Origin of the sequence: Vibrio iocasae (assembly GCF_042245395.1) — a bacterium.
In the GTDB taxonomy this organism is placed as follows: Bacteria; Pseudomonadota; Gammaproteobacteria; order Enterobacterales; family Vibrionaceae; genus Vibrio; species Vibrio iocasae.
Window position 1 is genome coordinate 1,050,594 of the sequence record NZ_CP145311.1, and the last position, 14,413, is coordinate 1,065,006.

The window sequence follows — 14,413 nt, forward strand, 5'->3', positions numbered from 1 at the left end:
TAACCTTTAGGTGCAGTAAAAACAATAATATGAAGATAAAAAAGAGGCTGCCAAATGGCAGCCTCTTCATTTTTAGCTATTACGCTAGATTTAGTAACCTTCAGGTTTAGTCATTGCTGACGATGCCTGATTGGTTGCCACCTGGCTACCAGCACCTTTTGGCTGGTAACGCTCTTCTTTGAACGGAGCAGCAATAATCTCAATCTCTTTAGTTTCCTGTGGACCAGGAGCCTTAGACATTGGTGCAGATACCTGAGCAGTGTAAAGCTTCTTCTCAACGATTTCAGCTTTCACTGGCTCTACAGATTCAGCAACAACTTCTTCAGTAGCCACTTTCTCCGCTAGAAGTGCTTCGGTTGTTTCTGTAACTGCAGGTTCTGTTTCCTGAACGGTTGGTTTCTCAGTTACCGCCGGAGTTTCTACCACAGGTGCTTCTACAACATCCGCTACGACTGGAGCTTCGCTGATCACAGGTTCTACAACTGGCGCTGGTTCGACAACCGGATGGCTGATGATTACCTTACCCATCGCCATTTCAGGACAAGCGAACCCACCTAGTGCTACCGTTTCAACAACCTCTTTCTTGTTGCGACGTTCTTTGCGTTTTGGCTTCAGATCGTATCGTGGCATTACTTTACCCATTGCCATCTCAGGAGAGGCAACACCACCTTTACGTAGGCGGAACGGGTTAGGTCTGCGGTCACGACCGCGACGGCGGCGCTGACCATTCGCTCTCAAATGACGAGGTGAACGGCGGTTACGACGTTGCTTGCCTTCTTCGCGCTCTTCATTCTGCTGAGGTGCATTTTGCTTAGGCTTGTCTGCTTCAGATTTTGCAACCTTAGTTTCAACAGCTTTAGCTTCTACAGCAGCTTCTTGAGTCGCTACAGCCTGCTCAGTCGCTGCCTGATCTTTCACACGCACTTGCTTTTTCAGCTGGCGACGCTGGCGACGTTGTTTAACTTGAGCTGTTTTTTCTTCAGCACCTTTATCTGTGCTTGCTTCAGCAGCGAGTTTTTTGCCTTGCTCAGCAACTTTAGAAGGTTTTGTCTTCTTGTCTTGCTTAGGCTTACGGTTTTGCTGTTCTTTACGGCTGTCCGCTTTTTCCGCCTGCTGAGCTTCTTCACCCTTAGCCGGGCGACGCTTGCGTTTGTTTTGATCGCGGTTATCACGATTTCCACTGCGGCGACGGTTGTTTCTGTCGCGACGATTGCGGTTGTTATTGCGATCTTTCTTCTCTTGTTCTTGCTTCTGCTTTTCTTCCTCTTCTTTCTTCTTAGCTTCTGCATCAGAAGAGCCAAACAGGAAGCTGCCAAGAGCTTTAAATAGTCGACCAATTACGCCAGGTTTATTCTCTGTCTCTTCTGCTTTCTTTTCAGGCGCCGCAGCTGGCTGAGGAGCCGGTGCAGGAGTAGGAGCAGATTGAGCAGGAGCAGCAAAGCCTTTCAGTGCAGGCTCTTCAATCTTCTTAGGCTTAATATCAACTTCAGAAGGGTCTTTTTCTTCCGCTTCTTTCATTGCTTCCAGCTTCTTAGGAAGCAGGTAAGAAAGCAGATCCTGCTGTTCACCTTCACGAACACGGATAACCTCAAAGTGCGGTGTTTCCATGTCTGAGTTTGGAACAATAATGATCTTCACATCTTGATGCTTCTCGATGTGGTTTATCGAGCGACGTTTCTCGTTGAGTAGATATGAAGCGATAGCAACAGGAACAATGGCCAGTATCTGAGCACTATTTTCTTTTAGCGCTTCTTCTTCAATCAGACGAAGAACAGAAAGAGCCAGTGATTCGTTGTCACGTACAACACCAGTACCTGAACAGCGAGGACAGATATGGTGGCTTGCTTCTGCAAGAGACGGGCTTAGACGCTGACGCGACATTTCTAGCAGACCAAAGCGAGAAATACGACCAATCTGTACACGAGCACGATCCATTCGGACTGCTTCACGTAGACGGTTTTCAACTTCACGCTGGTGACGAACTGGTGTCATATCGATGAAGTCGATGACAACTAGACCGCCTAAATCACGAAGACGTAACTGACGAGCGATCTCATCTGCTGCTTCAAGGTTAGTATTCAGAGCGGTTTCTTCGATATCGCCACCCTTAGTTGCACGGGCTGAGTTGATATCGATAGAGGTCAGTGCTTCTGTTGGGTCGATAACGATAGAACCACCAGAAGGCAGGCGAACTTCGCGTTGGAAGGCGGATTCGATCTGACTTTCAATCTGGTAGTGACTGAACAATGGCACCTCACCATCGTACTTCTTAACTCGGTTAATGAAGTCTGGTCGAACAAGCTGAATATGCTGGCGAGCACGCTCGAAAATGGTGTTGCTGTCGATAAGGATTTCACCGATATCACGACGCAAGTAGTCGCGAATAGCACGAACAATTACGTTACTTTCCTGATGAATCAGGAAAGGTGCCGGGTTCGCTTCAGAAGCTTCTTTGATAGCATTCCAGTGGTTCAGAAGTACGTTTAAGTCCCACTCCAGCTCTTCTGCACTTTTGCCTACACCTGCAGTACGAACAATTAGACCCATACCCTGAGGTAGTTCCAGAGTGCTAAGTGCTGCTTTAAGTTGTGTACGCTCATCACCTTCAATACGACGGGAAATACCGCCAGCTCGAGGGTTGTTTGGCATTAGAACAAGATAACTACCGGCAAGAGAGATGAAGGTGGTGAGTGCAGCACCTTTGCTGCCACGTTCTTCTTTCTCTACCTGTACAATCACTTCCTGACCTTCAGTCAGAACTTCTTTGATACTAGGACGACCTTGGTAGGTATAACCTTCTGGGAAGTAATCGCGGGCAATTTCTTTGAGAGGGAGGAAACCGTGTCTTTCTGCGCCATAATCAACAAATGCTGCCTCAAGACTTGGTTCGATACGGGTGATACGGCCCTTATAAATATTGGCCTTCTTTGATTCATGACCCGGACTTTCGATATCAAGATCGAAAAGTCGCTGGCCGTCAACCAAAGCGACACGCAACTCTTCTTTTTGAGTTGCGTTAATTAACATTCTTTTCATTGTAGAAATTCTCGTTGTCTTTTCTTTATTTCAGCTGACTTGTCGCTTTGCTTCGATACTGATGGTGTCAGATCCCATGGTTTACAAGTGCAACCTCTCGGCTGGAAGGGATGCTCGGGGACACTCCAGTCATCAGATATACATTACAGTCTTGATACCTGATCCACGTCTCGGGTGGTAGTTAACTCAACATCAGTGAACGATGAGTAGAACGACAAGTACACCTCATCCCGAATGTCTTACGCCGCTGCTGCATCCGCAAAAATGAAGTAGTCTACTCATTTAGCATTATTTTTATGCTCTGGAATGGTGGAAAAGTGTAAAATATAACCTATCCGTCCATTACAAACGTGAACTATAGCAGTGTGAAGAAATCACGGCAATCTGCTTTGTTATAAACAGGGAAAAAAATTGAACTCGCTCTATTTGGAAAGATTTTATTTTATTGAAAAATAAGAAAAATGTGATGAGTGGTTTATTTTTGTCCAAATTGAATTCCGTAATTTATACACAGGTGGCCTCTGTTGAGGAAATTACAACTTAAGTTTCCCTTTCGGTCGGATATTTTTTAGAATGTCGCGCTTGGCGAAAAATGCCAAGGTATTTCCCGGATCACACAGAGTTTCTGAGCCAGAGCGAATGAACGAGATAAAAACTAAAGTCCAGTTTGTAGATATTGACGAAGATATGGCTGGTCAACGTATTGATAATTTTTTACGTAATCAGCTTAAAAATGTCCCCAAAAGCCTGATTTACAGAATTATTCGTAAAGGTGAGGTTCGGGTAAACAAAAAGCGCATCAAGGCGGAATATAAGCTTCGGGCAGGTGATCTTGTACGAGTACCACCAGTGAAACTCGAAGAAACAGCAAATACTGATGTACCTAATACTAAGCTAAACAAAGTCGCAGAACTAGAGCATTGCATCATCTATGAAGATGAACACATGCTAATTCTGAATAAACCTTCGGGTACTGCGGTTCATGGTGGTAGCGGGTTGTCTTTTGGTGCTATAGAGGCGCTTCGGGCACTAAGACCACAAGCGAGGTTTTTAGAGCTGGTTCATCGTATAGACAGAGATACATCCGGAATTTTGTTGGTAGCAAAAAAGCGATCAGCGCTTAGACACCTGCAGGCTCAGTTCAGAGAAAAGACAGTTCAGAAATACTACTTTGCTCTGGTAATGGGGGAGTGGAAGAATAGCTGTCAGGTGGTGAATGCACCGCTATTAAAAAATGAAGTGAATAGCATTGTTCGAGTTAATCCAAATGGTAAAGCATCGGAAACCCGATTCAAGATTCTAGAAAAATTCCGGGATGCAACTCTTGTTCAAGCCAGCCCGATTACAGGAAGAACACACCAGATTCGTGTTCATACCCAGTATACCGGCCATCCGATTGCTTGGGATGACCGATATGGTGACAGACGCTTTGACGCGTATACGGGGAAGTTTGGTTTAAACCGACTATTCCTGCATGCAGCGAACATTAAGTTTACCCACCCGGCGACAGAGAAGTTGATGGAGGTCTCTGCACCTATGGGTAAACAGTTAGAGAAGGTGTTAGAAGGATTAAGAAAGCAAGGATAAGAGATGAGACCTGTTAAATAACATCCAAGCCTTCCTTCGCCAACATGTCAATTAAACATATCAGGGGAAGACCAATAAGCGTATTTGGGTCTTTCCCTTCAAGTTTCTTAAATAGTGCAATACCAAGTCCTTCACTTTTAAAACTGCCTGCACAGTTTAAAGGTTGCTCACGATCTATATAGTTTTCAATTTGTGCTCGGGAGAGCTCGCGGAAATGCACAGTAAAGGTATCCAGTTCCACCAGTTCTTTACCTGTTTGAGTGTTGTATAGCGCGATCCCCGTATAGAAAACAATTTTCTTCCCGCTGGCACTAACGAGTTGTTTAATCGCTTTCTCTCGGGTTTTGGGTTTGCCTACTATTTCTCCATCAATAACACACACTTGATCGGAACCGATTATTAACGCGTCTTCACGAGTTGAGCAGCTTTTTGCTTTGCCTATAGCCAGCCGCTTGACCAACAATTCTGGTGATTCTCCTTTTATTGGCGTTTCATCAAAGTTCGGGGCTGTAGTGGTAAAATTAACACCTAACTTGTCCAGAATAGACTTTCTGAAAGGAGACGTTGACGCGAGAATAAGGTTTGGATTTGACATAGAAAAGTACTGCTTTAGGAAACTTAGTCCCCATATTACTGCGAGTAGAAAAAAAGCGTAAGTTTTTTGCCTTTTCCTTTGACTCGAAGTGAATAGAAGGCTAATATTCGCGCCCTATGCAAAAGGTAAAAATACCGCGAACGGTTGATCCAGCAAAGGCAGCTCAGAAGCGACTTGATTATAATGGTATTATTCAAGTTAGTCTGTTGAAGCGTGTAGCTGCATCGGTCGAAGGCGTAAAACGCGACGCAGAAGTCTCATTGTCATTTGAGCTTGATGAACAACGATTGGTCGTTATCTCTGGTAAAGCTAACGTCGAAGTCGATTTAGAGTGTCAGCGTTGTAACGAGATTTTCGCACATGAGTGCGAAGTTCAATTCACATATACTCCTTATTATAGTGAGAAGAGTGAAGAGGACGCACCGGAAGAGTACGATTTGGTAGATCTGAACGAGTACGGTGAAGTCGATCTCATACAACTAGTTGAAGACGAGTTCATTCTTGGATTACCTCAAGTAGCAATGCATGATGAAGCGGATTGTAGCGTTGATTCGAGTAACTTGGTGTTTGGTGACCTTCCAGAAGAAGTTGTGGAAGAGAAACCGAATCCGTTTGAAGTTTTAAAAAACTTAAAGCGATAAGCCTTTAAGAACAACATAGGAGTAGGGTCCATGGCCGTACAAAAGAGTAAAAAGTCACGCTCAATGCGTGGTATGCGTCGTTCACACGATGCACTAACTTCAGCTGCACTTTCTGTAGACGCAACTTCAGGTGAAACTCACCTGCGTCACAACATGACTGCTGACGGTTACTACCGTGGCAAAAAGGTAATCAACAAGTAAGGTTGCCTTTTGCAAAATATTACCGTTGCACTTGATGCAATGGGCGGGGATTTCGGTCCTCGCGTCACAGTGCCTGCCGCCGTGCAGGCATTGTCGCATTTCCCAGAGCTAAAAGTGATTCTTGTTGGTGATCAAAGTGAGATCACCGTCCAATTAGCACATCTAAAAGTTTTACCTAACGAGCGCTTATCTATTCAACATAGCGATCGTGTTATCTCTAATTCCGAAAAACCTTCTCTTGCTTTAAGAAACAGTGCGGGCAGTTCCATGCGTCAGGCGATCGATTCCGTTGCTTGTGGTGAAGCAGATGCTTGCCTGAGTGGTGGTAATACCGGTGCTTTGATGGCTTTGTCTCGCTTTAGGCTGAAGCTACTGCCGGGTATTGAAAGACCAGCGCTTGTTTCTGCTCTTCCAACAGCACAAAAGAATAAAACCTGGATGCTGGATCTTGGTGCGAATGTGTCGGTAGATGCGGACACTTTGTTCCAATTTGCAGTGATGGGGTGCGCTTTAGCACAAGAGCACTTGAATAGAGCTCCCAGGGTCGCCATCTTGAATGTTGGTGAAGAAGATATTAAAGGCAATGATTTAGTTAAGCGCTGCGCAGAAATGCTGAGTAAGACTAAATCTGTCAATTTCATCGGTTATATTGAAGGTGATCAGTTACTTCATGACGCAGCAGATGTGGTTGTGTGTGACGGCTTTGTAGGCAACGTTTGTCTGAAAACCTGTGAAGGTGTTGCGCATCTATTTATCGCAAAGTTAAAAGAACACATGATGGCATCGAGCTTAAAAGGTTGGATCGCAAGAAAATTGTTTTCAGAACTGTTTAATGAGTTAAAAACACTGAACCCCGACCAGTATAACGGCGCAAGTTTGTTAGGATTGCGCGGCATCGTGATAAAAAGTCATGGAAGCGCTGATATACCTGCTATTATCAATGCAATAGGTGAGGCGGTACACGAGGTCAAAAGACAGGTACCCAGCCAAATAAGCGATCGTTTAGAAGCGGTCTTACTCGAGAGGCATTATTAGTCTTCATGTTTAGCAAAATTCTAGGTACAGGCAGCTACCTGCCATCTCATGTGCGTTCAAACGCAGAACTAGAGAAAATGGTAGATACAAGTGATGAGTGGATCGTTACCAGAACAGGTATAAAAGAGCGCCGTATCACTGCAGAAAATGAAACTGTTGCAGATATGGCGACAGAGGCGGCTAAAAACGCTATCGATATGGCGGGAGTAGATAAAAACGATATCGATATGATTATCGTTGCAACCACCAGTGGTTCTCATGCATTCCCATCGGCAGCATGTCAGGTCCAGGCAAACCTTGGTATAAAACATTGTCCAGCTTTTGATATGGCTGCAGCGTGTTCTGGTTTTGTGTATGCACTTTCAGTCGCGGATCAATATATCAAAACCGGACACTGCAAAAATATCTTAGTAATCGGTTCTGATGCTCTGTCTAAAACTTGTGATCCGAATGACCGTTCAACCATCATTTTGTTCGGTGATGCTGCGGGTGCAGTAGTAGTTGGAGCAAGTGAAGAGCCAGGTATTCTATCAACGACCATCAATGCCGATGGCCGCTTTGGTGATCTTCTGAGCCTGAAATACCCTAATCGCCGTGAAGAGATCACGGGCGACTGGGAACACAAAGATGACATCAATAACTGGTTACATATGGCTGGTAATGAAGTATTCAAAGTTGCTGTAACTCAGTTATCACGTCTTGTTAAAGAGACGCTTAAAGAAAATGGTATGGATAAATCAGAGCTAGACTGGCTTGTTCCACATCAGGCGAACCTGAGAATCATTTCTGCTACAGCTAAGAAGCTCTCTATGTCGATGGATCAGGTCGTTGTCACTCTTGACCGTCATGGCAATACTTCAGCAGCGACAGTGCCTACTGCACTGGATGAAGCAGTCCGTGATGGCCGAATCAAGCGCGGTCAGACGTTACTTCTTGAGGCCTTTGGTGGAGGGTTCACCTGGGGCTCAGCGCTGGTTAAATTCTAATTAAAATCAAATAAATGGGTGGCGATAGCCATCCGTTTTCATTTCACATAAATTTATGTTGAGTTGCTTAAAGGAAAAATAACTATGAGCAAGTTTGCTATCGTATTTCCGGGTCAAGGCTCTCAGGCAGTTGGGATGCTGGCTGAGCTTGGCGAACAAAATGAAGTTGTAAAGAACACATTTTCTGAAGCGTCAGACGCATTAGGCTACGATCTATGGTCTCTAGTCCAAGATGGTCCTGCTGAAGATCTTAACCAGACATTTCGTACTCAGCCTGCACTGCTTGCATCTTCAGTTGCTATCTGGCGTGTATGGCAGGAGCTTGGCCTAGAACAGCCAGAGTGCTTAGCTGGTCACAGCCTTGGTGAGTATTCTGCGCTGGTTTGTGCAGGTGTTATCGATTTTAAAGACGCTATCAAGCTTGTAGAGCTTCGTGGCAAGGCGATGCAAGAAGCAGTACCAGCGGGTGTTGGTGCTATGTACGCGATTATTGGCCTTGCTGATGATGCTATCAAACAAGCATGTGAAGAAGCAGCTCAAGGCGAAGTTGTATCTCCAGTAAACTTTAACTCTCCCGGTCAGGTTGTTATCGCAGGTAACAAAGCGGCGGTTGAGCGCGCAGGTGCGCTATGTAAAGAAGCAGGCGCAAAGCGTGCACTACCACTGCCAGTATCTGTTCCTTCTCACTGTGCACTGATGAAGCCTGCTGCTGAGAAACTTGAAGCCGCATTGAACGATATTGAGTTCAAAGCACCAGTACTACCAGTAATCAACAATGTTGATGTTGTTGCTGAGACTGATCCTGCGAAAATTAAAGATGCTCTAGTTCGTCAACTATACAGCCCTGTTCGCTGGACTGAGGGCGTTCAGAAAATGAATGAAGACGGAGTTGAGAAACTTCTTGAGTTTGGTCCTGGTAAGGTCCTGACTGGTCTGACAAAACGTATTGTAAAAACACTTAGCGCAGCAGCGGTTAACGACGTTGCTTCCCTTGATGCTGCTAAGTAAGCTGAGGTAAAAACAATGACTCTAGAAGGCAAGATTGCGCTTGTTACAGGTGCAAGCCGTGGAATTGGCCGCTCAATCGCGGAACTTTTGGTTGAACGTGGTGCCACAGTAATTGGTACTGCTACAAGCGAAAATGGTGCTGCTGCAATCAGTGAATATCTTGGCGAAAATGGCAAAGGTATGGCGCTGAATGTGACTGAGCCAGAATCGATTGAATCGGTACTTAAGGCAATTAACACAGAATTTGGTGGTATCGATATTCTGGTGAATAATGCTGGTATCACACGTGATAACCTGTTGATGCGTATGAAAGATGACGAATGGACAGATATCATGGATACTAACCTTACGTCTATCTTCCGCCTTTCTAAGGCTGTATTGCGTGGAATGATGAAAAAACGTAATGGACGTATCATTAATGTTGGTTCAGTTGTTGGTACTATGGGCAACGCTGGACAAACTAACTACGCTGCAGCGAAAGCGGGTGTAATTGGTTTTACTAAGTCTATGGCACGTGAAGTCGCTTCACGTGGGGTAACTGTAAACACGGTTGCACCTGGTTTTATTGAAACTGACATGACAAAAGCGCTGAACGATGAGCAACGTGCTGCTACACTATCTCAAGTGCCTGCAGGTCGTTTAGGCGATCCTCGTGAAATTGCATCAGCAGTGGCATTTTTGGCATCTCCGGATGCGGCATATATCACTGGTGAAACACTTCACGTGAATGGTGGAATGTACATGATTTAAGTTTTGTGCGAAATTTGCGCATGATTTAAGTCAAAAATGTATGTAATTTCGGTTAAATTCGTAAAAATTGTGGTTTGACCAGCACGGTCACTCTTGCAACTTTGAAAAGTTTGAATAAACTACGGAAAACATCGCATTGAGCGAATCTGTAAAGGAAAAGAAAAAATGAGCAACATCGAAGAACGCGTAAAGAAAATCATTGTTGAACAACTAGGTGTAGACGAAGCAGAAGTTAAAAACGAAGCTTCATTTGTTGACGATCTAGGTGCTGATTCTCTAGACACTGTTGAGCTAGTAATGGCTCTAGAAGAGGAATTCGATACTGAGATTCCTGATGAAGAAGCTGAGAAAATCACTACTGTTCAAGCTGCAATCGACTACGTAAACAGCGCTCAGTAATATTCTCTTCCAGGCGGTCACCTTGACCGCCTGAGTTTTTCTTAATATCTTGTATTCCTCTCATTGTAAATCAATCCCGGAGAATAATATCGTGTCCAAGCGTCGCGTCGTTGTCACTGGCATGGGTATGTTGTCGCCGGTAGGCAACACAGTTGAATCTTCATGGAAAGCCCTGCTAGAAGGTCAAAGTGGTATCGTAGATATCGAGCACTTTGATACATCTGAATTTACTACTCGTTTCGCAGGTCTGGTTAAAGACTTTAATTGCGAAGAGTATATGTCTAAAAAAGATGCTCGTAAGATGGATCTATTCATCCAGTACGGCATCGCGGCTGGTGTTCAGGCACTAAATGACTCCGGCCTAGAGGTAACAGAAGAAAACGCAGCCCGTGTAGGTGTTGCTATCGGTTCTGGTATCGGTGGTCTTGACCTGATTGAAAAAGGTCATACTGCATTGACAACCAAAGGCCCTCGTAAGGTTAGCCCATTCTTTGTTCCATCAACCATTGTTAATATGATTGCTGGTAACCTATCAATTATGAAAGGCTTACGCGGTCCGAACATCGCAATTTCTACGGCTTGTACTACTGGCCTGCACAACATTGGTCATGCGGCACGTATGATTGCATACGGTGATGCGGAGGCGATGGTAGCGGGTGGTGCTGAGAAAGCATCTACACCACTTGGTATGGCTGGTTTCGGTGCAGCTAAGGCACTTTCTACTCGTAACGATGAACCTCAGAAGGCATCTCGTCCTTGGGATAAAGACCGTGATGGTTTTGTTCTTGGGGATGGTGCTGGTGTGATGGTACTAGAAGAGTACGAACATGCTAAAGCTCGTGGCGCTAAAATTTACTGTGAGCTGGTTGGCTTTGGCATGAGTGGTGACGCTTACCACATGACGGCTCCAAGCTCTGATGGCTCTGGCGGCGCTCTTGCAATGGAAGCTGCTATGCGTGATGCTGGTATTACTGGCGAGCAAGTTGGTTATGTGAATGCACACGGTACTTCTACACCTGCTGGTGATGTTGCTGAGCTGAAAGGCATTAAGCGCGCACTTGGTGAGGAAGGCTCTAAGCAAGTACTAGTTTCTTCAACTAAGTCTATGACAGGCCACCTATTGGGTGCTGCAGGCTCTGTAGAAGCAATCATCACGGCAATGTCTCTGGTTGACCAGATTGTTCCACCGACAATCAACCTGGATAACCCGGATGAAGGTTGTGATATGGACCTGGTTCCAAATACTGCCCGTAAAGTTGAGAACATGGAGTATGCTCTTTGTAACTCATTTGGCTTTGGTGGTACGAACGGTTCATTGATCTTCAAGAAGATTTGATGATTAAGATTGGAATCGGTTTCCGACTCTAATAAACTTGTTTTAAAGCGGCTTGATGCGTAGCATTGAGCCGTTTTTATTTTGTTTGGCAGTTGAAGCTATTTGCCGAATGTACTCGATTCCATCGAGCCGCTTTTACCTCACTACTGAGTTTGAATTAAGTTGATGCGAATAGCATGCTCATTACATCGAGCACACACGACAAACAGCGACTAAATAGGTCGCACTGAATTAAGAGGATGTCAGGCTGTTGCGTAGTAAAACCTATTTTTCATGGAAGAAAAATTGGAGCCTACATGGATGTACTTGCGGCGTTTTTACGTAGTAACAACCTGATGTCCTTAGCCCCGTGACGTTAGGAAAGGAAAAGACAAAAGATGATTTTGGTTAATGGAAAGCCGAAAGACTCAGTATCAATAACAGATCGTTCTTTTCAGTACGGTGACGGTTGCTTTACCACCATGCTTACGGTGGATGGTAAGATACAGAACTGGAGCTTGCATATTGAGCGAATGGAAGCTTGTTTGAATCTGCTCAGAATAGCTTTGCCTGACTGGAAGGAAGTAGGAAGCTGGTTGAGTGAAATTGTTTTGTCTGAAGGCAAGGCAGGGCTTAAGCTCCATATTTCCAGGGGAGAGGGTGGCAGAGGATACAGTTCAGTAGGTGCTGAGGCTCCTATAGTGACGGTGAGTGCTTTCTCGTTTCCCGGGCATTACCTGACTTGGCAAACAAGTGGTGTTGAACTGGGAGTCTGCAAACGTAGGCTAGGCCACACTCCAATGCTGGCCGGTCACAAGCACAACAATCGGCTTGAACAAGTATTGCTTAAGGCAGAAGCTGATGAGCTTGGTGTTGCCGATGCGGTGGTTCTTGATCTCAATGGCAATGTGGTTGAAACCACAATGGCGAATCTGTTTTGGGTAAAAGACAAAACACTCTATACACCTAGCATGGATAACTGTGGCGTTGCTGGCACCATACGCAGGTTGATTATTGAAGAAGCTCAGGCGAATGGTATTGAAACAGTCGTCGGAGCGTTTGGACTGGAGCATCTGAATGATGCTGAAGAAGTCTTTATGACAAACTCCATTTTAGGTGTTGCTCCGGTTATAAAAATTAGCGATAAGGTCTTTCCAATAGGGCCAATAACACGACGTTTTCAGGAGAGTCAGAGTTCGTGATTAAGAAGTTAGTATTTCTGGTAATTGTTGCGGCAGCCATCGCTGCGGGCGGTGTTTTTTATGGGATGGGGCAGGTTAACAAGTACCTTGAACAACCATTAGAGCTCGAAGAACCATCAATCATTACCATTAAGAGTGGAACCAGCTTTCAGGGAGTATTGAAGCAGCTAGAAGCAAATGGCTGGATTGTACCAAGTGATTTCTCCCGCTTTGTTCGCAGAGTGAAACCAGAAGTCGTTAAAGTTAAGGCGGGTACGTTCCAGCTTCAGCCGGATATGACACTGACCAGTGCGCTTTTATTTCTGGGTAAAGGCAAAGAGCACCAGTTTGCTATCACCTTTGTAGAAGGCAGTCGCTTTAGTGAGTGGCGCGAGATACTGAAAGAGTCTGATTCACTCGTTCATACTATCGATGAACTTTCTGAGAAAGAGATAGCAAAAAAACTGGGTATAGAGCGTGAGAAACTGGAAGGCTTGTTCCTCGCTGAAACGTATCACTACACCGCTGGCACTTCTGATCTTGATATCCTTAAACGCGCTCATAACAAGCTGGCGTCAGTGTTAAATTCTGCGTGGGAACAGCGTCAGGAAAAACTGCCTTTAAAAAATGAATACGAAGCTCTTATTCTTGCTTCTATCATCGAAAAAGAGACAGCAGTAGAGTCTGAGAGAAAGCAGGTTTCTTCTGTGTTTGTGAACCGTCTGAACCGTCGTATGCGACTCCAGACAGACCCTACAGTTATTTATGGTATGGGAGACAAATACAAAGGTAATATCAGGAAAAAAGATCTTCAGACACCGACACCCTATAACACATACACCATTAACGGTTTGCCACCAACACCGATTGCGATGGCAGGAGAAGCATCTATTGAAGCTGCAGTTAACCCGGACGAAACGAAGTATCTCTATTTTGTGGCCAGTGGCAAAGGCGGACATGTTTTCTCGAAAACATTAACAGAGCATAACCGGGCAGTGAGAGCCTATCTGAAACAACTAAGAAAAAACAAATTATGAGCAACGCAAAATTTATAGTAGTAGAAGGGCTTGAGGGCGCGGGCAAAAGTACCGCTATCGCGGCTGTAGAAGCGACCTTGAACAAACATGGTATTGAGGATATCGCGAAAACTCGTGAGCCGGGCGGGACTGTATTAGCTGAAAAGATGCGTGCTCTAATCAAGGAAGAACATGAAGGTGAAGAGCTAAAAGACATTAGCGAGCTACTGCTCCTTTATGCGGCGCGTGCTCAGTTAGTTGAGAATGTAATCAAACCAGCGCTTGAGAAAGAGCAATGGGTCGTTGGTGACAGACACGATATGTCATCTCAGGCGTATCAGGGCGGTGGCCGTCAGCTTGACCGTGATGTGATGGAGACGCTTAAGACAGTCACTCTGGGTGGATTTAAACCCGATCTCACTTTGTATCTCGATATTGATCCTAAGCAAGGCTTAGAAAGAGCAAGGGGCCGAGGCGAGCTCGATCGTATCGAAAAGATGGATATCAGCTTTTTTGAACGTACCCGCGAGAGATATCTTGAGTTAGCAAATAGCGACAGTTCTGTCATCACAGTGAATGCTGGGCAGTCTATTGAGAATGTGACTGCTGATATCGTAAAAGCGCTTGAAGGCTGGCTAAGCACTCAATCAAATGAAATCTAAT

The 14,413-nt window shown here is 45.0% G+C and carries 14 protein-coding genes; 12 read left to right on the top strand and 2 right to left on the bottom strand.

What is annotated here, in order from left to right:
* Positions 1-90: 90 nt before the first annotated feature.
* On the bottom strand, positions 91-3,036 hold the full coding sequence (rne, locus tag SNR28_RS14535; protein WP_375753356.1) for a ribonuclease E: 2,946 nt from the start codon (positions 3,034-3,036) through the stop codon (positions 91-93).
* A 639-nt stretch (positions 3,037-3,675) separates the two neighbouring features.
* Between rne and rluC the strand changes: the two genes are divergently transcribed.
* Positions 3,676-4,623: a 23S rRNA pseudouridine(955/2504/2580) synthase RluC gene (gene rluC, locus SNR28_RS14540; RefSeq protein ID WP_375754089.1), complete on the top strand. Its 948-nt coding sequence runs from the start codon at positions 3,676-3,678 to the stop codon at positions 4,621-4,623.
* A gap of 13 nt (positions 4,624-4,636) precedes the next feature.
* On the opposite strand, the gene SNR28_RS14545 is transcribed toward rluC, so the two are convergent.
* Positions 4,637-5,218, bottom strand: a complete 582-nt coding sequence (locus SNR28_RS14545) for a Maf family protein (RefSeq protein ID WP_375753358.1) — start codon at positions 5,216-5,218, stop codon at positions 4,637-4,639.
* 116 nt (positions 5,219-5,334) lie between these two features.
* Between SNR28_RS14545 and yceD the strand changes: the two genes are divergently transcribed.
* The 11 genes from yceD to tmk all read left to right on the top strand — a co-directional run bounded on the left by yceD (position 5,335) and on the right by tmk (position 14,412).
* Positions 5,335-5,859 (top strand): 23S rRNA accumulation protein YceD, encoded by a 525-nt coding sequence (yceD, locus tag SNR28_RS14550; protein WP_375753360.1) that lies wholly within the window; start codon positions 5,335-5,337, stop codon positions 5,857-5,859.
* A 30-nt stretch (positions 5,860-5,889) separates the two neighbouring features.
* On the top strand, positions 5,890-6,060 hold the full coding sequence (rpmF, locus tag SNR28_RS14555; protein ID WP_375753362.1) for a 50S ribosomal protein L32: 171 nt from the start codon (positions 5,890-5,892) through the stop codon (positions 6,058-6,060).
* 9 nt (positions 6,061-6,069) lie between these two features.
* Positions 6,070-7,095: a phosphate acyltransferase PlsX gene (plsX, locus tag SNR28_RS14560; RefSeq protein ID WP_375753364.1), complete on the top strand. Its 1,026-nt coding sequence runs from the start codon at positions 6,070-6,072 to the stop codon at positions 7,093-7,095.
* Between the two features lie 5 nt (positions 7,096-7,100).
* A complete protein-coding gene (locus tag SNR28_RS14565) occupies positions 7,101-8,081 on the top strand; it encodes a beta-ketoacyl-ACP synthase III (protein ID WP_375753366.1) in 981 nt (326 codons plus the stop codon).
* An 84-nt stretch (positions 8,082-8,165) separates the two neighbouring features.
* The gene (gene fabD, locus SNR28_RS14570) at positions 8,166-9,089 is read left to right on the top strand and encodes an ACP S-malonyltransferase (protein WP_375753368.1); all 924 of its coding nucleotides are present in this window, start codon (positions 8,166-8,168) and stop codon (positions 9,087-9,089) included.
* A gap of 15 nt (positions 9,090-9,104) precedes the next feature.
* The gene (fabG, locus tag SNR28_RS14575; protein WP_375753369.1) at positions 9,105-9,839 is read left to right on the top strand and encodes a 3-oxoacyl-ACP reductase FabG; all 735 of its coding nucleotides are present in this window, start codon (positions 9,105-9,107) and stop codon (positions 9,837-9,839) included.
* A 165-nt stretch (positions 9,840-10,004) separates the two neighbouring features.
* Positions 10,005-10,238, top strand: a complete 234-nt coding sequence (gene acpP, locus SNR28_RS14580) for an acyl carrier protein (RefSeq protein ID WP_004406112.1) — start codon at positions 10,005-10,007, stop codon at positions 10,236-10,238.
* A gap of 91 nt (positions 10,239-10,329) precedes the next feature.
* On the top strand, positions 10,330-11,574 hold the full coding sequence (fabF, locus tag SNR28_RS14585; RefSeq protein ID WP_375753371.1) for a beta-ketoacyl-ACP synthase II: 1,245 nt from the start codon (positions 10,330-10,332) through the stop codon (positions 11,572-11,574).
* A 377-nt stretch (positions 11,575-11,951) separates the two neighbouring features.
* Positions 11,952-12,755 carry an aminodeoxychorismate lyase gene (gene pabC / locus SNR28_RS14590; RefSeq protein WP_375753372.1) on the top strand — a complete coding sequence of 268 codons (804 nt, stop codon included), beginning with the start codon at positions 11,952-11,954 and terminating at the stop codon, positions 12,753-12,755.
* Entirely contained in the window at positions 12,752-13,771 is a 1,020-nt protein-coding gene (gene mltG / locus SNR28_RS14595; protein WP_375753373.1) for an endolytic transglycosylase MltG, read from the top strand. The genes pabC and mltG overlap by 4 nt, the downstream gene beginning before the upstream one ends.
* Positions 13,768-14,412, top strand: a complete 645-nt coding sequence (gene tmk / locus SNR28_RS14600; RefSeq protein ID WP_375753375.1) for a dTMP kinase — start codon at positions 13,768-13,770, stop codon at positions 14,410-14,412. Before mltG ends, tmk begins: the two co-directional genes overlap by 4 nt.
* Position 14,413: the final 1 nt, after the last annotated feature.